The organism is Agrobacterium sp. ST15.13.015 (genome assembly GCF_027871645.1).
GTDB classification, from domain to species: Bacteria; Pseudomonadota; Alphaproteobacteria; order Rhizobiales; family Rhizobiaceae; genus Agrobacterium; species Agrobacterium leguminum.
Map to the genome: position 1 here is coordinate 59,707 of NZ_JAQAHF010000013.1, position 20,950 is coordinate 80,656.

Consider the following 20,950-nt stretch of genomic DNA (forward strand, 5'->3'; position numbering starts at 1 on the left):
GCGTCTACTCTTCATCGATGAGCGTTTTAGTAGTAGCCGGTATAGTCAGCACCAAGATCGAAAGCGCTGGCCAGTTCCTCGAGCACGACGAGAACGATGGAAAGCAGCATTTCGTACGCTCCGGGCTATCGAAGCCGTCGGTACTGCTCTTCCCACCATGAAAGAGGTTGTTACGGACGGTCTGGCAATAGCCGATAACCTGCCCAAGCTCACAAGTACTGGCGGGAAAACCCACAGCTCTAAACGCCAGCATTCCATCGTCGCCAATGATCTGCTTTTTCGGGTTAGCCGCGATCAACGCCACAGCGGCTTCGCTGCTTTTATAATCTCCTTCCCAGCGCTCTCGAAATTGTCTCCACCCAGCCTCCGCGGGCTGACCTGGCTCTGTTTTCTTTAGGTAACCGTTGGCCTTGAGCGCATATTCGAAACGCGCAAAAAAATAGAGAAAGTCAAAGGCGAGAGACACTAGGTCCTCCCCAACCTCGTCTCTTCGCATAATGCCCACCGTTCCTAGGAGATCCGTAATGCATGAAAGCCTGATACATTCAATGCGTCAGCATCGGGAGTAGCGACCTCCAAAACTATCAGGACAACGGCGGTCGCGCACCTGTCACCGAAGGAAAATTCCATCGATATAGATGTTGCGAGAAATCTTCTTCCGACCTGGATACATTCGCACGCCGCCGCGAGGATGAGCTCGAAGGAAGTCCGCAACATCGTCCAAGGTATTAAGGGGTAAGGGATCCACGTTTGATCCGAAATGATGACAGGCGTAGTAGCCGTCGGAGCCGCGTTCGACACGTCCGATGACCAGGCCGCCGACAATTCGCTCAACTCTCGTGACTGGCATCGTTACAGCTCCCCAAGGGCCGATCAACATAATCGCGAAATCGGTCTCCAGTTCCGAAGCAAGATGATAATCGAGATATTCTGTTACATCCGCGTTCGTAGAACATTTTACACCCCAGGCTGCGACTGAAATCAATATCTCACATTATCGCCGTGAAGGCGGCCGTCATTGATACATTTAGGCCATAATGAAACGCCGCAGCTTTCGGCGAAGAAGCGGTAGTGTCATTTGCTCATCAAATCGAATCTCGACAAGTTGGACGGCATTTTGTTCACAGAGACTTCTCTTTAAGGCGTCGCGTTCCATGTTACGTTTTAGCGCCACTTCTCCTCCAAATGCAGTAATGGCTCTGTAGTGCTGCTCACCATGGTGTTCCAGAGCAAGGCCGATGGCGGGCAGATACACGTCAAATCGTTGGCGCCCCAGCCATGGGGGCGACGCCTCCCTCAGGATAACTTGGTCGGGAAATAGCTTTTTCACCAGACTGTACATTTCTGCCTCCCTCATCCATCGGCGAACACCAAGAGTGTACTGGACTTCGGAACGCGCAGTGGACTTGTCCATTCCAGACATCAACATCAGCTGATCGATATACGGCGTGATAAATTCCCCAATATCATCACCGTAGAAGCTGGCAGCAGCCTCCGGTCCCGAGCGACGGGCGATACACAGGTGGCATATTTCGTCGATGTAGGTCGCATCCGACAACAATCGAACAACCTGATGGGTCCATGCGCCTGAATGAGATGCAATCCTTATAGCCTCTGACATCATCTTTTCATGAGCTAGGCGAGCGCATGAACAGAAACAACGCTTCCCGGTAACTAAATGATCGAATGCAACAAACTCAAAGCCCTCGATCCCAAACTCATAGCCTTGCGTACGCGGACCAGGTCGAGGGTTCGCGACCAGCGGCTGCTCAAGGCAAATCGCCTCCATCATTTTCTTGGTTTCAAGAAACGTGCTGGGCGGAATCGTCACGTGGTTCAAACGCAGGATGTGATTGGTTTGCGTTTTTAGCTGCTTCGACCAAAGTCGGTGTGTGATCAGCCCTGCAGGGCCACAATTTATGGGACTTAGGTGCAAACCCTGTGTGTCAATCTCAACGCCGTCAACCATGTTCTCTCTGGTTGTGGAAAAGGCCAGTTCGGCATACCAGGTGTCGTACCCGATGTCCGCAAGCCGCGCTAAGGATGCACAGCGCTCCTTGAAATACATCGAGTGAAGCTTCACCGAGGGGATCTTCCGGAGCGCCAAAGCTGTTTGCTGCCGAAGATTTTCGACGAGAATTTGTGTGAGCAGTTGTTCAACGGCATCCACCGGCCTCGTGCCCACGGTAGCGACCCTGGGTGCCAACGCTTCGGCAAATTCCTTCTCGGAAAAACCGATGGAAATGCGGCTACGCCTCACGCATCTGCCTCGCTTGCAAGGGCCCAATCGCAAATCCGGAGGACACCGACCAGCTAGATCTCATTCGAGACCTCGATGTCTTGGTTCAAGACGGCGCTTTCAACGAAGTTTCCGAGCGCACGAGCTGTTGAATCATAAATCGACTTCTCTCCGTCCGCGCTTGAAAGGGTGAGCACGAACGCAACTTCTTGCGCGCCCGCTTGGCTGTGATGCGTCCACCCAAATTGGTAGAGGTCACGCATGAACACGCGGGCGTAAAGCCGCAGGTATGGTCCGGAAAAGCCAAGTCCGCTCCCTTTTGAAAAGTCTCTGCAGTGCCGTCTGATAGGCTGCCATTTGCGAAGTTCATCGCGAGCGTCGTTTTCCGGAAGCGTCGACTCTTTCATTGAGCCAAGTAGCGACGGCCACCTATCCGCTCCCGACTGATACGCCAGAGATGTCTCCAAGCGGGAAGCGAAGTAGTTAGCGCCGCCAAACGGCGACACGAGAGGCCGCAAAACAGCGGTCAAGCTGGCGCGTCCGAACAATTTTCCGTCACGCACCAGCTCGGGAGGGATGGGAATATCGTTCCAGTAGTATGCGGTTCCTGGCTCGAGTTGTGCCCGCCACGCAAGCGTGACACTGCCGGGCGCGCAGGTCCAAGGGAGGTGCCCTTGATACGGGGTTCCCCAACCGAGGTTGGGATCGTGCTCACTTCGCTCGGCTGAATTGATGAGGAGAGCCTTAACCAGATCCGGCGTTGGTTCCCGTAAGCTATCGAAGGTGTGGGCTGCCAAAGACGATACCAACGGCGTTGCGTAACTGCTTCCCGTATCCACGACCCCACCCAGCATCCTGAGATTCGAAAACCACGACAGGTCCGGTTTCATCATCCCGTCAGGACCGGGACCTGGCAGGCATGCGGGGCAACTGTCACCCGGCGTACCGTCAGCAAGCGCCTGACGGCCCCCCACGACAATCGCCGCCTCGCAATCTGCTGGGGGATTAGGTCTTGAATTGTTATCTGGGGTGACATTTCCGACAGAGATGACGGGGAGGAAGCCCGCCGATCTCGCGAGAAGGCTGATTTCATGGCCGAGAACGCTGACCTCGGTGGGATCCAAACCGGCGCCGTCCTGATTGGCAGAGATGTTCCAGACGCGCGCTTCTGGATAAAGACGCGCAACCTCCGCCAGATAGTCGACCAACTCCCGCTCATCAAAGCGCCGATTGGCGTTCCGATGGGGGACGGCCTGAACAGTTCCGATACGGCAGTTTAGTTGAGGCAGCGAGCGATTTTTGTTCCAGGCGTGCCCATGGATAACGAGGGAGCTAACGCTATTTCCGTGAGGCTTGTCGGCTTGGGCGTTCGTGACGAAAGGTGTCGCCCTGAAAGCTTCAGCTGCGGTGTAGCTTCGCGCATGCAGACCGCCATCGACGACGGCAACGATTGGAGCATTCTCATCGATTACTGGTGCAGGAGGCTCCGCTCCTTCGCCAGGTGCTGCCACTCTGATCGGCCGCACAGGATCAATGCGATAAGAAGCGCCTGACGCAATGAGCTGTCTCAACCCTTCTTTATTCGGAATTCGAACTGCAGCGCGTCCGACGCCGGTGTTTCGATAATCTCGCATTGCCCTTGCAATGCTGGATTGTCGTGGTGTCGTGAGAGAACGCGGTTCTTCCGATTCCTCAGATGTTCCGAGCGTGAGCCGCACGCTGGTAAATGTCGGCATGACCAGCCTCTCATTGGCAAAGCGCTGGATACGCTCGAGGACTTCGGCCTTGGCATCTCGATCGCGGAACGGCGCAAGCCAAACAACGAACAAGCGTCCGTCATCATCTTCCGGTGCGGAATTCCAGAGCTCATTGAACGATCGACCGCGCAGACGACTTTTCGCATCAAATTGTCCGAGAGACGAAACACGGGATATGTCGGCTTGCACCGCATAGCCGATTGGATGTTCGATTGCGCGAAGGAGGCGAGGCAATTCTTTGACTTCAGCCTCGATCAAATAGCCGCCAGGAAGAGGAGCAACTAGCCTGCATCCATGACGCTGCGAGAACAAGTCATCGGGGGTGTGCGTTGGAGCAAGGGAATCCTCACTGAACATCCGAACGACTAGGTGCGTCAAACCCGAGTATGTGGGCAACTCTGTACGGTGTTCATAAATGTCGCGTGTTTCGCTCGCGAGCACGTCCTGCTGCCGGCCGAGCCGCTCCTTGACGATGCTGTCGATGCCTTTGCCACGCCCCGTCGGACTCCGCAGCGCCGGATCCATCTGAAGGCTCAGAACGGGATAGAGAAGAGGTTGGTCTCTAGGCTCCACCATACTACACCTCCCCTTCCTGTTGCTTCAGGTAAGCGTAAATGGCTTGCCGCGACACTCCGAGAATGCGGGCGGTATCCGCGCCCCCAATGGCGTACTTCTCCTTGAGGGCTATTGCAACCTGGCGTTTCTGCTCCGCATCCAATGGCTGCCGCTGTACAGGGACAGTACGGCCTGACCGCGGCTCCAGCAGAGCCACAACGACGGCTCCAAAATCAATATCACGCGACTCATGAACGGCATGACGCCGCGCCGACAGACTCATCGTTTCGATATCGGCCCCCGACAACCCTTCGGACACGACGGCGAATAGCTCGGCGCGCCTCTCCTCATCTTTGTCCTCGAAGAGAAAATGGCGCCAAAGGTCAGCGCGAACGCTTTCATCCGGAAGACCGAGTTCAATTTTATAAGGAAACCGCCTCCATATTGCAGGATCAAGAAGATGCGCATGATTGGTTGCAGCAACCACGATCGAGCTCGGGTCTAGCCCGTCCAACGCTTGAATGACGGTATTGACAACGCGTTTGAGCTCGCCCAACTCGTGACGATCGTCACGCAGCTTTGCGACTGCATCCATCTCATCGAGAAAAAGAACGGCGTTTCGCGCCGGCACGAAATCAAACACCGAGCGGATATTTTTGGCGGTGTCCCCGAGCAAAGAGGAGATGACCGAGTCGAGCCGGACGACATATAGCGGACGAGACAGTTGCGCAGCGATATGGCCGGCAAGGAGAGACTTGCCTGTTCCTGGCGGGCCAGAGAGCAGAAGCCCAAGACGTGAGGCCAATCCTTTGGCGCTCAAGTCATCAATGCGCCGAGCATCCGCGATGAAATCGCTGAACACATGCCACCCGCCTTCGTTGAGAAAAATAGGCGTATCGGGCCAGGTCTGCTCCTCGACAAGCGGCAAGCGGGATTTCGAGTCCACGGGCAGCGATTCCACGTAGCCAGACGCCTTCAAAGGCACCCCCCTCTTGCGCACCAGGGCCTTCAGCTCCTTGGCAATGGAAGTCTCACCATTCTTGTCGAGATCTCGCGCAAGCGCATTCGCAGCTCTGCGTACGCGCGTGTAGTCAGCGGAAAGTGCCGCGTCGGCCAACTCCAGCACATTTTTCATCTCAATGGTCATGATCACTCCATGCGTAAAAATTCGTCATCCATTCGTAAACCACAATAGCCATATTGACAATTAAATTTTCCTTAATGTAAACTCTTACGGCACTCAAGAAAAAAGATTCTGATGCAATGACAAGGAAGAATCAGCATGTGGTTCCCCATAACGGCGAATGGGCCGTGCGGGGCGCTGGAAATCAGCGAGTGACCTCCACCCATGGAACGCAGGCCGACGCGGCTGCCGCTGCTCGCAAAATTGCGATCAACCAGCAGAGCGAAGTCGTCATCCACCGTCCCAACGGACAAATCCGGGACAAGGATTCCTACGGTCGCGACCCGTTCCCGCCGCGTGGCTAAAACCTGAGGCCGCCTGGAGTGAGGCGGCCTCTTCATCAAAGGAGAGAAGAAATGCAGTTTGAAGGCGCATTAGTTCGCGAGCAGGGCGTCACCTTCGCCATAGTCATCGTCAAGCCGCACGTTTTGAACAGCGGCCATCAGGCCGACGACGTTGCATATAGCTTCCAGCCAGCATTCCCGGGCGTGCCGATTGTTCTCATGGCACAAAACAGCAGGGGCGTACCGACATATCGTGGCCGACGTGATCTTGTTAATTTTCTGTCGCGGGTGCCAATGCAGGCGATACCCTGGAAGCGCTACACCCTGAACTGATCGGGAAGACTAGATAGATGCTAAAGACAGATACCCGCCAAGCGAATTGGCGGCGTGCTAATCCTGCAAAATATGAGGCTCACCTCTTGGTGCAGCGTGCCGTGAAGGCGGGCGAGCTGAGAAAGAACACGTGTGAGGTCTGTGGTGATGAAGACGTCGATGCTCATCACGATCAATACGACGAGCCATTGAACGTCCGATGGCTATGCCGTCGCCATCACACCAGGCTTCACCACTACGGCGGGGACCTGTTTCCCATTCGGACTTCGCCTTAGAAGGTCTCTCGGACGGACCATTGGAAGACAGCACGGTTGTCCAAGACGAAATTCTGCAGTTTGCTCCCGTCACAGCGCCTTCGTCCGGGTCGCAAATGCAGAAGTACGCTGCCCTCATTCATTCAATGAACATTGCCTCCCCTTCAGTTGGATCGAAGGCGACATCATCTTGAACGGCACGTCTGCTCAGCAAGCCGGCGTCCTCGAGCGCTTCGATATTGGGAAGGTCACGCAACGTCTCCATACCAAAGACCGAAAGAAAGTGTGAGGTCGTTATGTAAGTATAGGGCGCGCCTGGCGTCGGACTGCGTGGCCCGGAGCCGATAAAACCCGCCCCGCGCAGATTACCAACGACGTCACGGCTGACCTCCTTCCCAAAGATCTTTGACAGCTCGCCGCGGGTAATCGGCTGTAAATATCCCACCGCCATCAGCACCATCGCCTCGAACTCGGAGAGTGCCGCCGCCCCTCCCCTTGTCGGGGCCGAAGACGCGCGAATCGTCTCGGCAAACCGCGGCCGGGTGCGATGCTGCCAGCCGCCGGCGACCGACACCAGCTCGTAAGGCCGATCCCGCAACTCCTCGACGAGATCGTCGATCAACAGATCAATGCTACAATCCTTTCCCACCACACGCGCCAGCGTCTCGCGGCTGACCGGCTCAGCCGAGGCAAAGATCACCGCCTCAATCCGCAGCATCCATTCCCGCCAACGAAGTTCTTGCGGTAAGTCCTCGAGCTCGCGATCATACAGGACATCTTGCTGTCGGTCTTTTGCCCGACGCAGTGTGGTTTTTGTCGCGCTCGCTCCCCTCATCATCATAATCCAAAGATGCGGAAGGAGGAGCGGCCGGACAGCTCGCGCACCGCTTCAAAACTCTCGAGCCGATCGAACAGCCGGTTCGCTGCCCAGCGCGACAGCTCGCTTCCTGGGACCGACGCCAGAATAGCGTCGTCGGACAGCAAACGCCGGATCACCGGCTCGGCGCCCCTGGTACGGAGCTTTGGTGCCACAGCCAGCAACCGCGCTGCCCTTCGATCGATCTCCACGGCAGATCGCAGCGCCGCCGCCACACCATCCATCAAAGCCAGGCAGATCGCCCTCGGATAAGCCGCTTCGCCAGACCGGACGCGACCACGGCCGCCGATGGTGCGGAACGCCTCGCCAAACCGCTCGGGGATTAGCAGCGGTACGGGTTTCGGCCAGTTCAGCATTAGCGCCAGAACGATCTCGGCGAGCCCAAGCGACAGCACCTCGGTGTCCGGGCGAATGGTCGTAATCGCCGATACAAGCTCGGCAACTGCGAGGGGTGCCGCGCGCCCGGACTGGATCGCCGTATCGACAAAATCCGGGACGGAGACAAGAGCATCCTCCCAGCCAATCCCCAGCAGCGCGCAGAGCTCCTTAACGAATGGCGTGGCAATCGTCCCGGATTGGCGCGTCAGCATTCGTATGGCAAGAAACAGCTTTCCGGCCGGCCCGGGATCGTTGCCGGGCGCGGTGAGCAAAATCGCGTCGCGAATGGCGGTTTCCTCTTCATTGCGGCCAAGCATTCTGGCGGCGACGGCAGCTGATTTGAGAGCAAGGCGATCGCGCCAGCAGCCGAGCCACGGCGGATCGGCGCGGATCAGATCATCGAGCGATTTCAGGGCGATACCGGCGGCGAAGGCGGCGTCGGATTCAGTGATGTCGCGACCACGCGGCAGTGCCCATCCCGGCATGCGGGGCGACCAGGCGGGGGCGGTTGGAGCGGAGGGGTCGAACGAATCCATGCGACGGAGTGTAGATTAGGTGAGCGGTTTAGTCCAGCATTATCCGCCTAAACCGCACCGCTTGTCGCGGATATATAACGTCCGATAATCTTGCATTATCGGACGTTTTGCTCTTTATATAAAGAATGGCCCATATCATCGAGCAAAACGACGAAAATCACGCCACAGAGACCTCCTCTCCGTCTGAGAGCACGACCGCTCGCGACGCTATTGCCGCGCCGCAGATGGCGGTCGGCATCTCGACGGCCAGCGCTGGCCTCCCCTCCCCTCTTCCGGAGGCGCGGACCTTGCCGGCGCACCTCGAGCAGCTCGCCGAACGCGCCCGTACCTATGTCGAGGCGGCGAGCGCCGCCAACACCCGCAAGGCCTACGCCTCCGACTGGAAGCACTTTTCCGCTTGGTGCCGCCGCCAGGGTCTCGCGCCCCTACCGCCCGATCCGCACACCGTCGGCCTGTACATTACGGCGCTCGCGTCCGGCACTGCTGCGGCCGATCGCAAGCCCAGCTCCGTCACGACGATCGAGCGCCGCCTTTCGGCGCTGACCTGGAGCTACGCCCAGCGCGGCACGCCGCTCGACCGCAAGGACCGTCATATCGCCACCGTAATGGCTGGCATTTGCAACACGCACGCCGCCCCGCCGCGGCAGAAGGAAGCCCTCCTGCCCGAAGACCTGATCGGCATGCTGGAAACGCTCGACAGGGGAACCCTGCGCGGCCTGCGCGATCGCGCCATGCTGCTGATCGGCTTTGCCGGCGGTCTGCGCCGTTCCGAGATCGTTGGGCTCGATATCGGCCGCGACCAGAGCGAGGACGCGCGCGGCTGGATCGAGATCCTCGAGAAGGGCCTGCTCGTCACCCTGCGCGGCAAGACCGGATGGCGGGAGGTGGAAGTCGGCCGCGGCTCGTCCGATGCGACCTGTCCGGTTCTCGCTATCGAAACCTGGATCAAGTTCGCCCGGATTGCCAAGGGTCCGCTGTTCCGCCGCGTCCGCGGCCAGGGCAAGGATGTCGGACCGGACCGGCTGAACGATCGCGAGGTCGCCCGTCTCGTCAAAAAGGCGGCACTGGCCGCCGGCGTCAGGGGCGACCTCAACGAGGCCGAACGCGCGGCAAAATTCTCCGGTCACTCGCTGCGCGCCGGTCTGGCCTCCTCCGCGGAGGTCGACGAGCGCTATGTCCAGAAGCAGCTCGGCCATGCCAGTGCGGAAATGACGCGGAAATACCAGCGCCGGCGTGACCGCTTTCGCGTCAATCTCACCAAAGCCACAGGGCTTTGAGGCCCCTCCCCTGCTCACTATGAACTCGTTGGGGCAAATTGCGTGTCGGATTTTTAGCTTTCCGCTTCAATTGAAATTGTTAGCTAAAAGCCACACAGCGCATGGGCGACAATACGCTCCGGGCGCTGACCTCCGATCTCGCCTATTTCGAAGCCTGGGGTCTGGCGGCCTCCGGAAAATCTCTACCCTGGCCGGCGCCCGAAGCGCTGCTCCTGAAATTCGTCACCCATCACCTGTGGGATCCGGAGAAACGTACTGCCGATTCAGATCACGGCATCCCGGCAGACGTGGCCGAAAACCTCCGGCACCAGGGATTCCTCAAGTCCGCCGGCCCACATGCGCCGGCGACCGTGCTCCGTCGGCTGGCGAACTGGTCGACACTGACCAGATGGCGCGGGCTTACCGACGCCTTCGGCTCCCCTGCCCTCGAATCCGCCGTTCGTCTGGATGTGCGCGCCGTCCTGCGGCAACGCCGCCGCAAAAGCGCAAAGGCGGTCACCGGCGACGTGCTGGCCAAGCTGTTGGTGACGTGCGCGACCGAAAGCCCGCGTGATCTCCGCGACCGGGCGATCCTGATGGTCGCCTTTGCCTCCGGCGGCCGCCGGCGCAGCGAGATCGCAGGCCTTCGCCTGGAACAACTGACCGTGGAAGCTCCGATCGAGACCGAAGGCGGCACTCCCCTCCCCTCTCTCGCCATTCATCTTGGCCGTACCAAAACGACGTCAGGCGAGGAGGACGAGTCGTCTATCTCACCGGCCGGCCTGTCGAGGCGTTGAATGCCTGGCTGGCGGCGGGGGAAGATCGACAAGGGCAGCGTGTTTCGGGGGGGGGGGCGGGCGCTGGGGGACAATTTCGCGGCGGGCGCTCGATCCGCAGTCGGTCAACGCCGTTATCAAGCAGAGGGTGGAGATGGCCGGGTTGGAGAGCGGGGAGTTTTCGGCCCATGGGTTGCGGTCAGGTATCTGGCCGAGGCGGCGAACCGAGGCATTCCCCTACCCGAGGCGATGGAGCAGTCACGTCATCGCTCGATTCAACAGGCATCCAGCAATGCCACCAGACGGTGTGGACGCGCGGCGCGCTTGTTATGAGTCTGTCAGGACCTTGGTTCGCGCAAATTCAGTTGGGGATGGAAGTCTATCTCAAACGGCACTACTCAGGAGAAGCAGCCTAACTTAGCTCGGGCTTGTGAGCACTTCTGTAATTTAGATGATGACCGTTTTCATTGTTACGCCGGGGCCGTTGTAAGATCGCGGGCTTGGCGCCTTCAGCCGGATCTCGCAAACGTTTCAGGTTACCTCTGACGGCTGGCTTGCCAGAAGAAGACGACGACGGATTGAGGCTAGTATTCCGTCAAAGGTGAAGCACGACATCCGATAACCACCAAAGGCAACATTGTTAGCACGCCAGCGAAGTCGATCAAGATCATCTGGCACGAGATCCGCATCACGCCCTACAATCAGAAGCAGGTGAATTGTCGGGCTATTCGTACCGAAAATCCGTCTGAATGCGGAAGAGTTTTTTTCTTCCGACAGCCGCCACGCCCAATCAACCAACTGCGACGAGCCGTGCTCAAATCGGTTGGACCAGTGTTTCATTGATTTTCCGGCTTCGAGCTTTGTAAAGATGCTGTATTCTCGCGCGTCCTCGACCTCGATCAATGTGAATGCATTCGCCTCAGTATCGCCAGAAGCCGCGTCGCACACGAAATCGCCAAACAAGTCGAGTTCGCTTGCCCAGCAGTTGGGTAGTTCGACAGCATTGTTTCCGTAGCCAATAGCAGCGCAGAGATGCGGGCGCTCTTTAAAAAATGGCGCTATCTGATCCCGTTCCTTGAGATGGCTCTCGGATTTAAGGAGCTCGTCAAGTTCGTCCAGGTTTTGTCGTAAGATCGAAGTATCAAGATTTAAGGAAACAAAGGATTTCATACAGAGTGGGCCTGTGCCAACCTCTCAACTCTCCGCAATCCATCGAGCTGGCTACGCCTAACGACGTCCTCAATTTTTAGATTTTCGCCCTCGAAGCGAACGAGGACTCGCAACTCGGCTCCCACCCTAAGGGAAAAGAGATCTTTCGTCCCGAGCAATAGCTTTGTTTGCTCCAGAGCTGAGGATCGTCCGCCGCGCGACAGACGTTCAACAGCGTTGACCACCTTTGCTTTCTCTTCCGATGCGAGTTGGTCGAGGTATGACCGCGCTGTAAATGTCCACACTATCTGCATCGAAGCTGATCGCCTTTCGTTCCAACTATATAGTAGTACGATCCCCCCCACCTTTCAACGTGTTCCGACCTTGGCTGCAGTGAATGGCCTATCGACAGCAGCAGGACATTCGATAGAATGTTCGGGCCGTCCACCGGGGACCTCATCGAGCGTTACAACGGCTAAGTCGTGTCCAGGGCTCGCCACGTCGTCATTGCTTACGAGCACAGTGGCCAAGACCAAGTCAAGGCGATCGTGTCGACAGAGCGGTCGCAGCGTAGGAAAGATGGCCGGGGAGGCGCCCGAATGGACGACAACATAATGGGAGTCTTGTGTCGTTTTGCATTTAATCGCAAGACTCCGCATGCGATAATTTCAACAAGATAGCGTGGCACTTAAATTGAGATTGAGCAGTTAATTTTGAGATTCAGGCTTCGATTGGCACTTAAGGTGAGATTCGTCGCCATGGAAAAGATGAATGCCGTCGGCCAATCGTCCTCAGAAAATGCTAAACCGTCACAAACGGTTATTGCCAAATCGGAAGGTGCCAGACGCCGAAAATCGCACCGAAAATCTCAAATTAAATGCCACCACCTGCCGGAACGGCCGCGTTCTTACGATTAAATGCCAAACGACACCATCAACCACCGAATTTACGAGATTCCCGCCTTAGACGCCTGCTACTGCGGGTTCAGCGGTCGCCGACCGATGCGCATACTCGTTCGTGCTAGTAATCAAACTTAGCGACTTTGACCAAATCGCCGAAGCATGAACTTCAGCCTTTCGTTCTCCTTCCGGAGCTTCACGACCATGAGGCTTCTCAGATGGCGGTTTTCAGCCTCGAGAGCGGCGAGCTCTTCATCCAAGCCGCACAGCAGCGGGGGATCGCGGCGAAGATTGAGAATTGGTGCACTTGCGGGGCTCGCTGACGGCGTCTTCTTACTCCGTGCTTTCGCTCCAGACTTCGGAGTCCATCCTGAACCCGGGCTACGCTGCTGATGCACCGAGCGCGTGGGGTCGGACGCATCGTCTTCCACAGCTTCAGACTCGATGGAAAACTCTTTCGACGACGACGTTGCGGCAGGACTATCCGGAGGGACTTCGCCGTCAATCGGAACATCCGAGTAGTCTACCACCTCGAACTTCACCGCGACAACGTCCTCCTGAACTGATGCTGCTTGAGGCAGATCAAGCTTTGGCATCACATCGTCAGCCTCTACCGCGCGGGCAACAGCCTGCAAATCCAGATCGCCCCAGATTGAGGTTCGGCGAAGTGTCTGGCGCCTGTTCGTCTTATATTCGACGATGAAATTGGATCGTGGTGTTCGCATGTTCCTAAGAAATGGAATGAGTGAGGGCGCAGAATGATCAGGATGCACGGGAATTTTTGAAACCGGCCAATCCCGAGGATTGCACGTCAAGGTGATCGAGGGATGGACACCGAAAGACCGCTAACTCATACCATGTCTCTTGCGCAGATCAGCGTTTTCGGCGCGCAGCTTCTCTGAGAGCAGCTTTCTGAGGCGCCGATTTTCTTCCTCGAGCTGGATGAATTCGGCGAGTTCGTCATCCACCGAAAGAGATGCTGCGGAAACGGGTGGCGCCGGTTGAGCCAAAGCCTTCTTCCACTGATAATGAGTCTGATCCGAAATACCAGCGCTTTTCACGGCATCTTCAAGGTTGCGCCGCCAGCGACCGTAGCTTCAATCTGACCAATCTTTTCCAGCTTTTCCTCCCCGGTAAGGCCGCGGACCTTCTGCTTCGCCAGTTTCGACGCATTCGCACGAATTTTTTCAGCCTTCGTGTTATTTCCTTTTTGAAGTCTTTTTCGGAGCAGCGGGCTCAGCTTCTGCCGCTACGGCGCCATCCTGGGTCTGGATTTCTTGGTCAGCAATTATTCATCCTCTGTACATCGCTGCTTTGTTTGCCAGCGCGATCCAAGAGTCAATTGTTCTTGCCACCTGTACGGACTAATTCCATGAATCAGATGGCACGACCCGTGATAATACAATCGATCTGAACACATAGTCGTCGGGCTTCTCCAATCTAGAAACCAGTTCTCATGTGTTCGAATCCTGTAGTGCCCGGGTTCGGTGGTTTTGCTAGCCAACACGACGCTGCTGGACATGAGAACGCATCAAAGCCATCAATATTGGTCTAAGCGAGAACTCGCCACTCCGTCAGCCATCTTCCGAGTGATCGAAGGATCGACTTGAAGAGGTTCTATTTCATTCGCTGCGAGGTCCGATCGGGATATCGACGCAGCGGAGCGTCTTTCTCTCTAGGTACTAGCCGCCACAGCACAAGTTGAGCGCGTACCGATCTCCGTGCGAACGAAACCAGGCATCAAAGCTGCGCAAGCAAAAGGCCCACCGCCTGGCAACACCGGTCTCCGGGAAAAACGCCATAAGGTACTGGCTGGGATGGCTGCATGCAGAAGGCTGCTTTCGGCGATCGCATCCAAGCTTCGCCAACATATGACTCCCCACTGTGCAACGCATCCAAATATGTGGTCGCGGAGCGTCCGCATGGATATAAGGTCTCGCATTCGCTCACGCACCTGAACGGGCCGCCATTCTGAATGGATCTGCGAAGTAAAATCGCACCTTAGAATGCTATTATTGCAACCAAGTAGCAAAAACAACAATTTAGCTTGTGGTCAGCTGACAACAAAACAAAGCGGCGGTTCAAAGGGCACTAATGTTTTTCAAGGGATATAATTTGGAACCGCGATTAAGCCCGCCTTTGTTCGCCGCCATTGGCCCGCAGCAACGCCATCAACATTGGTCCGAGAGAAAACTCGCCGCGTTTCGCCCTCGACGTCAAATCGCGAAGATATCCACCGGCCGATGTGATGTGCCCCGCCCGCTCCAGGATTGCAGCCATCATTGCGGCCGCGTTTTCAGCCCCTATTACTTCGCAGGCGTCCTGGTAGGCCGACGGGCTTACCCCCAGCATTGATCGCACGACCACGGCGGCCATCATAAGGTCCCGCCAGCTGCCGATTGCTCCGCCCGGACCATACATGGAAATCTCCGGGCATGCCCGAAGGACCATACCAAGCGGGAATGATTTTATCGATTCGGCTCTTAGTTCAACGTTTTTACTCTGCTTCGCGCCCTGCTCGTTTTCAGAGCAAGGTTCAAGTTCATTGCTGGATTCGGTATTTGAATTCTGTATGTGCTGACGGAATCCGTCATCATTGGCGTCGGATTTTCCAAGATTGACGTGCCGTTCCAATAGATTGACTACTTCTTCCTTCAGCATCTCGACTTCGTCGAGAATTCCGATTAATTCGTCCGCCCCTTTTGCCCGCCGCAGCCGTGCCATGGCTTCAACATAAAGCTCCTCGACCTTGGCCCAATCCCCGGGAACGTGATCTTCCATTGCCGCAGAGATCAATTTCCGGACATCCCGTCGGGCAATTGTGATGCGCTCTTTGACGATTTTGAGCTTGCGATTACCCTCTGCGACCTGCTGGGCCATAACCGCAAGTTCTTCTGATCGGGCCAGAAGCGGCGCAAGACTGAAGCCAAAGGCTGTCTCGATGGACCCATCTGAGCTCTTGCGCGCATAGCGTTTCCCGTTCGGGCTATCATTCCGTTGGATGAGACCTGCATCGACCAAGAGGGCCAAGTTCTCGCGTAGCGTCGTGCCGGCGATACCGTTTGCCCGTGCCGCGAGTTGGGCATTGGACGGAAACACGATAAGATTCGCTTCCTCCTTGAGTTCAGCCTCAGGGTAGAATGATAGAAGCGCGTTGAGCACTGCAAGTGCCCGATCGCGCAAACCCAACAATGATCGCGCGTCACAAGCATCGCGATAGATCTTCCACTTGTCGGCCGATTTACCCTGCCTGATGTCGGCGGATTTGAACTGTGCCGCCACTAAGGCAAGCGTCATCGGCCGCCGCCCAAACGGCGTCGTCACATTTCCACTCTGCATGTCTTTCACCCTTCAATAGGCAAAAGAAATCTGCTCACCAAAAACGGTGCCAAAGACTCTTGACTGCGATTCATGGAAATGCGATTCTCAGGCTGCTTAGACCATTGAGAGAGGCTTCCACGACGGCGACGTTTGGGGGCCTTTCTTTTGCTGTTCCTATCCTTATTTATCCTTCAGATGACGGATTTTCCTTTCTGAAGTTCGCGTAGAGCGCAGGAAGCTGCTCCATAACAAACTTTGCAAAAGTCTCGTCTCTATCTCGGTTCATTTCGATTTTGCACTGCTTGCCGCCGATGGCGAGCGTCGCGATTTGAAGCCCGTCAGCAGATTTTGCGACCAAGCGGGTGGGGGCTACAGACGGCGCCGTCACATCATCTATCTTGGACGCTCTTAGGACGACCAGGAAACGATTGTCAGAATCCCTATGTGAGAAGGATTTGTCCTGGGTGGCTTTGCGGGCCTTCTTCTCTGCGCCCGGGACTTTCAAAAGTTCTGCGAGCTCCTGCCACCTCGGTCGACCGATCTTCGGCGCACGGCCAATGGAATCAATCAACCACTGCGGAACTGCCCGAGCAACTGTTACCAGCTTTTGAGCTTCGTGTCGGTCAACAGACAAAGCCATTTGTATTAGCGACCGTTGAAAACCACCCTCGTCCAGTTTGAGTGCAAACGCCGCCCGTTCGATGAAAGTCAGGTCTTCACGAGCGGAATTCTCAATGCCCTGCGCGACGACAAGACGATCGTCATCCAGTTCGCGGACATAGGCTTTGACTTTCAAGCCGAGTTCGGCAGTCGCACGTAGTCTGCGGTGGCCGTAGGCAACCTGATATCGTCCGATCTCAGCTGGATGCGGTCGAACAAGGATCGGAATTTCTTGTCCATGATCTTTGATCGAAGTCTTAAGGACCTCCAAGACAGCCATGTCTTGGTCCTCAAACCGGTCCGCGAAGGGCGAGGGGTCGACCAATTCTGGGTCTATTTCGACTGGAACAGCTCCGTCAGCAACTTGCTGCTTGAGCTCTTCGTAATGTCTTTCCACCTCTGAGAACGTGTCTTTCAACGACCGGACCGCACCCGAGGCAACTCGCTGCACAGGCTGCTGTGCGTCATTAGAAGCGGTCTGATCGTTGCCCCCGGCAAACATTGAGCGAATGGATTGTGTACGTTTGCTCATCGTTCCGACCCTATCCAAACAACAGTTCTAGTAAGACCGTGTAGTCAGCTGACAACACACTAAGGTTTTGATTTATCAGCGATTGAGCCGCCATCATCGACCCCAGACCTTGTTTATCTGGTCGATAATTTCCAGATTCACGGCATTGATGGATTCCATTGCTCGATCATACGTCGTCCGTCCTACCGCGCCGCGCGAGAGTTCATAGAGCGACTGCTTGGTAAGACCGGCATTGGCGATTGCCGTCGACTTCCATGCGGATGCCGCCATGACGTCGATTCCGAAGACGTCACGAAGCAGCGCCACGATTTCCTGCTCGGGGACGTCGCGCGGATCATGCCTCGTAATAAGAAACCGTAGAAAGTCGTAGTCGAGCCGTCCGCCGGCTTCTTCAATTACCGACACGAGATCGGACGTCATCAAGAGGAACTGGCTCATGGATGCGACATCGACCATTTGGGGATGGACAGTCACAATCATGCCACTCGCTGCGTTAAGGGCGCCCATGGTCAAAAAGCCCAGTTGTGGGGGGCAATCGACGACAACGACGTCGAAGTCCTGTTCGACCTGATTGATTGCGCCTGCGACACGTCTGAAAAATAGATCCTCCGGACGCCCTCGATTCTGCAGCATGAATCGAGGGGTCTGATGTTCAAACTCCATCAGTTCGAGATTACCCGGGACAATGCTTATCCCGGTAAAGTAGGTGCGCCGGATAACGTCCTTCATCGTCACCCTCTGGTCGTCGTAGCGGATCGCACCATAAAGGGTCGTGTTTTCGGCAACGTCGAACTCTGGCTGATAACCGAACATTGCGGAGAGGGAAGCCTGAGGATCAAGATCAACCGCCAAGACACGGTAGCCCTGCAACGCAAGTCCTTGTGCGAGATAAACAGCAGTTGTTGTCTTCGCGGAGCCGCCTTTGAAATTTGCGACCGTGATCACCTGAAGTTTTTCGCCACTGCGCCGACGTGGCCAAAATCTACTTGCTTCCTTAGGTCGAGCTCCGGCAAGATACTCACGGAGTTGATTGATTTGCTCCAAAGTGTAAGAGCGGCGACCGGCGCTTCCCAAATCTGGCGAAGGGCCGAGTCCATCGAGCGAAAGCTGGCGAAGATAGCCGTCTGACACGCCGACAATTTCGGCGACCTCGCCGGAAGTGAAAGATCGAAGCGACTTTTGTGCGGTAGGGGGAAACGCGCGCTCACCAACCGCCCTGAGTCTCGCAGACAACGCTTCCGCGCGCTGGGTGATGTGTGCGGAAGTTGATGCTCGATTAATGTGCCGGTCGATCACGTTCACTTGGGCCTCAGGTTTCAGACGGTTTATTAGCGTCAGACGCGTTATTGCCGTCTCAAGATAACGCATGATTCTGGCAATGCCGCAAGGGAAATAGCGTTAACAGAAGGTTAACGACCGCAGATCCACCTAACACACAAAATCCGGATTTATTATCTAATACAACCTGTTAGCATACCAGACCGTCAGCTATGTTCATGATTTGTCTTACTGTGAATCCTACAATCGTAACCCAAAGGAGACGACACGGAATCCGCATTGTCGTCCAGCTAAAGCAGACTCACCACCGCGACTCAGCTGGATCTTACCTTGTAGAATCCTACAACTACTCACCGTGTCCAAACCGTGCTGAGTTCTCCGCCGAACAACGACGACGGAGAAATTCATGCAGGTTCTCGCGATCTCAACACCGAAAAATATTCAGGAAGCTGAGCTTATCCACCGCCATCACGAGCTACGCGCGCGGGTCTTCGCCGACCGGCTAGGCTGGGATGTCGAAGTTATCGACGGCGTGGAATTGGATGCTTTCGACACTCTGATACCGACTTACATCCTCGCAATTTCCGACAGTCGCCAGGTAGCAGGATGCGCGCGGCTGCTTCCGGCGCCTGGCCCCACAATGGTGGCCGACGTCTTTCACTCACTCCTTCCGAATGGCCGGTTGAACGCCCATTCCGCGATGATCGAGAGCTCCCGTTTTTGCGTCGATACGGCGCTCGGCGAGGGCAGGGGAGACGGATCCGTCCATGAGGCGACGCTGACCATGTTCGCCGGCATCATCGAATGGTGCATGTCGAACGGTTTCACCGAAATCGTCACCGTCACTGACCTGCGTTTCGAGCGGATCCTCGCGCGCGTCGGGTGGCCCCTTCAGCGCTTGGGCGAGCCCAGGAAGTTCGGGGTGACGATGGCGGTCGCGGGAATCCTACTCGCCGACGCCAGTACATTTCAAAAGCTCCGTCCCGCCAACTATCGCTCTGAATTCACCTCCCTCAGCAAGGCAGCGTAGGAGAAATCCGTGAACCAGCTTCGCTCTCACCCTCGGCTTGTGCGTAAACTTCAGGAAGCACTCGGTGACCAGCTCTGCGTGGCGCTGGACGATGCAACAGTCGTCGAGATCATGCTCAATCCGGATGGAAAGCTGTTTATCGAACGCCTCGGACATGGCGTTGCGCCCGCCGGCGAAATGTCCCCGGCCGCGGCCGAAATGGTGATCGGTACTGTCGCGCATGCACTGCAGTCGGAGGTCGATACCGAACAGCCGATCATCTCCGGAGAGCTGCCGATCGGCGGTCACCGCTTCGAGGGACTGTTGCCTCCCGTGGTCGCCAGGCCTGCTTTCACGATCCGGCGCAGGGCATCGCGCCTCATCCCGCTCGAAGATTACGTCCGGACCGGAGTGATGACCGAATACCAGGCCGCGACGATCCGCAGCGCGATTTCCGCGAGGCTCAACATCATCATTTCCGGGGGAACGGGCTCGGGCAAGACGACGCTTGCGAATGCTGTGATCGACGAGATCGTGAAAAGCGCGCCAGAAGATCGGCTCGTCATTCTGGAAGACACCGCCGAAATTCAATGCACTGCCGAGAACGCAGTTCTGCTCCATACCAGCGATACGATCGACATGGCACGGCTTCTAAAGAGCACGATGCGCCTGCGTCCTGATCGGATAGTTGTGGGCGAGGTCCGCGACGGCGCTGCCCTGACCCTGCTCAAGGCTTGGAACACCGGTCATCCGGGCGGCGTGGCGACCATCCACTCGAACACCGCCATGTCGGCGCTGCGCCGTCTTGAACAGCTGACGGCCGAGGCAAGCCAGCAGCCGATGCAAGAGGTGATCGGGGAAGCCGTCGATCTCGTGATCTCCATTGAGCGGACGCCGCGCGGACGGCGCGTTCGCGACGTCATCCAGGTCGAGCGGTTCGTCAACGGTCAATACGAGGTCGAATCCGATCAGCTCACAGAAGAACAGGAAGCGCGCCATGTCGCATAGGAAATCATTCATCGCCGTCGCGCTCTTGGCGGCGCCCATCGTTCTCGCCTCGGTCGCGCCGACCCTTGCCAGCTCCGGCGGCAGTCTCCCGTGGGAAGGGCCGCTGCAGCAGATCCAGGAGTCGATCACCGGCCCGGTCGCGGGTGCGATCGCGCTTGCAGCAGTCGCCATCGCCGGCGGCATGCTCATCTTCGGCGGCGAACTGAATGATTTCGCGCGGCGACTTGTATACGTCGTTCTCGTCGCCGGCATCCTCCTCGGCGCCACCAACATCGTCGGCCTGTTTGGCGCAACCGGCGCCTCGATAGGACTGACGAGCGAACAGCTCACCACGATTGGATCGGCCGGAGGCGGGGAGGGAACTCATGGCTAATTCCCCATCCGGCCTGCAGCGCAACCGCATCCACCGTGCACTGTCGCGTCCAAACCTGCTGATGGGCGCCGACAGGGAGCTTGTGTTGCTGACCGGTCTCGCCGCCGTCATCCTGATCTTCGTGGTGCTGACGGTTTATTCGGCGCTCTTCGGAATCGCCGTCTGGGTCGTGATCGTCGGGCTCCTCAGAATGATGGCGAAGTCCGACCCGTTCATGCGGCAAGTCTATATCAGGCACATTTCCTACAAGCCCACCTACAAGGCGACGACATCGCCTTGGCGCCGGTATTGAG

The 20,950-nt window shown here is 56.9% G+C and carries 21 protein-coding genes and 1 pseudogene; 9 read left to right on the forward strand and 13 right to left on the reverse strand.

Annotated features, from left to right (window positions below; all coding sequences use genetic code 11):
- Positions 1–4: 4 nt before the first annotated feature.
- The 5 genes from PIB16_RS19765 to PIB16_RS19785 form a co-directional block, all read right to left on the reverse strand.
- Positions 5–466 carry a hypothetical protein gene (locus PIB16_RS19765; protein WP_142843417.1) on the reverse strand — a complete coding sequence of 154 codons (462 nt, stop codon included), beginning with the start codon at positions 464–466 and terminating at the stop codon, positions 5–7.
- A gap of 144 nt (positions 467–610) precedes the next feature.
- On the reverse strand, positions 611–985 hold the full coding sequence (locus PIB16_RS19770; RefSeq protein ID WP_142843416.1) for a hypothetical protein: 375 nt from the start codon (positions 983–985) through the stop codon (positions 611–613).
- Positions 986–1,027: 42 nt separating this feature from the next.
- A complete protein-coding gene (locus PIB16_RS19775) occupies positions 1,028–2,260 on the reverse strand; it encodes a hypothetical protein (RefSeq protein WP_077768115.1) in 1,233 nt (410 codons plus the stop codon).
- A gap of 53 nt (positions 2,261–2,313) precedes the next feature.
- A complete protein-coding gene (locus PIB16_RS19780; RefSeq protein WP_202048396.1) occupies positions 2,314–4,572 on the reverse strand; it encodes a S8 family peptidase in 2,259 nt (752 codons plus the stop codon).
- A gap of 1 nt (position 4,573) precedes the next feature.
- Entirely contained in the window at positions 4,574–5,698 is a 1,125-nt protein-coding gene (locus PIB16_RS19785) for an AAA family ATPase (RefSeq protein WP_010900329.1), read from the reverse strand.
- A gap of 116 nt (positions 5,699–5,814) precedes the next feature.
- Between PIB16_RS19785 and PIB16_RS19790 the strand changes: the two genes are divergently transcribed.
- Genes PIB16_RS19790 through PIB16_RS19800 form a run of 3 tightly spaced genes read left to right on the forward strand, consistent with a single transcriptional unit; the run spans position 5,815 to position 6,626 of the window.
- Positions 5,815–6,039, forward strand: a complete 225-nt coding sequence (locus tag PIB16_RS19790) for a DUF2188 domain-containing protein (protein WP_077768116.1) — start codon at positions 5,815–5,817, stop codon at positions 6,037–6,039.
- A 51-nt stretch (positions 6,040–6,090) separates the two neighbouring features.
- On the forward strand, positions 6,091–6,351 hold the full coding sequence (locus PIB16_RS19795) for a hypothetical protein (RefSeq protein WP_162854303.1): 261 nt from the start codon (positions 6,091–6,093) through the stop codon (positions 6,349–6,351).
- A 17-nt stretch (positions 6,352–6,368) separates the two neighbouring features.
- Positions 6,369–6,626, forward strand: coding sequence for a hypothetical protein (locus tag PIB16_RS19800; RefSeq protein WP_077768118.1), 258 nt, complete (start codon positions 6,369–6,371; stop codon positions 6,624–6,626).
- Between the two features lie 118 nt (positions 6,627–6,744).
- Here the strand turns inward: PIB16_RS19800 and scpB are convergent, their stop codons facing one another.
- Entirely contained in the window at positions 6,745–7,440 is a 696-nt protein-coding gene (scpB, locus tag PIB16_RS19805) for an SMC-Scp complex subunit ScpB (RefSeq protein WP_077768119.1), read from the reverse strand.
- A 2-nt stretch (positions 7,441–7,442) separates the two neighbouring features.
- Positions 7,443–8,396 carry a DUF1403 family protein gene (locus tag PIB16_RS19810; RefSeq protein WP_012476016.1) on the reverse strand — a complete coding sequence of 318 codons (954 nt, stop codon included), beginning with the start codon at positions 8,394–8,396 and terminating at the stop codon, positions 7,443–7,445.
- A 125-nt stretch (positions 8,397–8,521) separates the two neighbouring features.
- On the opposite strand from PIB16_RS19810, the gene PIB16_RS19815 reads away from it, so the two are divergent.
- Both PIB16_RS19815 and PIB16_RS19820 read left to right on the forward strand, forming a co-directional pair.
- Positions 8,522–9,673 carry a site-specific integrase gene (locus tag PIB16_RS19815; RefSeq protein WP_012476015.1) on the forward strand — a complete coding sequence of 384 codons (1,152 nt, stop codon included), beginning with the start codon at positions 8,522–8,524 and terminating at the stop codon, positions 9,671–9,673.
- 101 nt (positions 9,674–9,774) lie between these two features.
- Positions 9,775–10,761, forward strand: a pseudogene (locus PIB16_RS19820) (tyrosine-type recombinase/integrase).
- Positions 10,762–10,959: 198 nt separating this feature from the next.
- Here PIB16_RS19820 and PIB16_RS19825 read toward each other — a convergent pair.
- The 6 genes from PIB16_RS19825 to repA all read right to left on the reverse strand — a co-directional run bounded on the left by PIB16_RS19825 (position 10,960) and on the right by repA (position 18,291).
- The gene (locus PIB16_RS19825) at positions 10,960–11,598 is read right to left on the reverse strand and encodes a Shedu anti-phage system protein SduA domain-containing protein (RefSeq protein WP_077768120.1); all 639 of its coding nucleotides are present in this window, start codon (positions 11,596–11,598) and stop codon (positions 10,960–10,962) included.
- Positions 11,599–12,610: 1,012 nt separating this feature from the next.
- Positions 12,611–13,111, reverse strand: coding sequence for a hypothetical protein (locus PIB16_RS19830; RefSeq protein WP_077768122.1), 501 nt, complete (start codon positions 13,109–13,111; stop codon positions 12,611–12,613).
- A 210-nt stretch (positions 13,112–13,321) separates the two neighbouring features.
- Positions 13,322–13,537, reverse strand: coding sequence for a hypothetical protein (locus tag PIB16_RS19835; RefSeq protein ID WP_116979320.1), 216 nt, complete (start codon positions 13,535–13,537; stop codon positions 13,322–13,324).
- A 1,066-nt stretch (positions 13,538–14,603) separates the two neighbouring features.
- Positions 14,604–15,815: a plasmid replication protein RepC gene (gene repC, locus PIB16_RS19840; RefSeq protein WP_012476011.1), complete on the reverse strand. Its 1,212-nt coding sequence runs from the start codon at positions 15,813–15,815 to the stop codon at positions 14,604–14,606.
- Between the two features lie 166 nt (positions 15,816–15,981).
- Positions 15,982–16,989, reverse strand: coding sequence for a plasmid partitioning protein RepB (gene repB, locus PIB16_RS19845; RefSeq protein WP_012476010.1), 1,008 nt, complete (start codon positions 16,987–16,989; stop codon positions 15,982–15,984).
- A gap of 93 nt (positions 16,990–17,082) precedes the next feature.
- Positions 17,083–18,291 carry a plasmid partitioning protein RepA gene (gene repA / locus PIB16_RS19850; RefSeq protein WP_234888145.1) on the reverse strand — a complete coding sequence of 403 codons (1,209 nt, stop codon included), beginning with the start codon at positions 18,289–18,291 and terminating at the stop codon, positions 17,083–17,085.
- 382 nt (positions 18,292–18,673) lie between these two features.
- Here repA and PIB16_RS19855 point away from each other — a divergent pair, with 382 nt between their 5' ends.
- Genes PIB16_RS19855 through PIB16_RS19870 form a run of 4 tightly spaced genes read left to right on the forward strand, consistent with a single transcriptional unit; the run spans position 18,674 to position 20,949 of the window.
- Positions 18,674–19,297, forward strand: coding sequence for an acyl-homoserine-lactone synthase (locus PIB16_RS19855; RefSeq protein WP_012476008.1), 624 nt, complete (start codon positions 18,674–18,676; stop codon positions 19,295–19,297).
- Positions 19,298–19,306: 9 nt separating this feature from the next.
- Complete coding sequence (trbB, locus tag PIB16_RS19860; RefSeq protein ID WP_077768123.1) at positions 19,307–20,284, forward strand: P-type conjugative transfer ATPase TrbB; 978 nt, start codon at positions 19,307–19,309, stop codon at positions 20,282–20,284.
- On the forward strand, positions 20,274–20,657 hold the full coding sequence (locus PIB16_RS19865) for a TrbC/VirB2 family protein (RefSeq protein WP_012476006.1): 384 nt from the start codon (positions 20,274–20,276) through the stop codon (positions 20,655–20,657). The genes trbB and PIB16_RS19865 overlap by 11 nt, the downstream gene beginning before the upstream one ends.
- On the forward strand, positions 20,650–20,949 hold the full coding sequence (locus PIB16_RS19870) for a conjugal transfer protein TrbD (RefSeq protein WP_012476005.1): 300 nt from the start codon (positions 20,650–20,652) through the stop codon (positions 20,947–20,949). The genes PIB16_RS19865 and PIB16_RS19870 overlap by 8 nt, the downstream gene beginning before the upstream one ends.
- The last annotated feature ends 1 nt before the right edge of the window (position 20,950 follow it).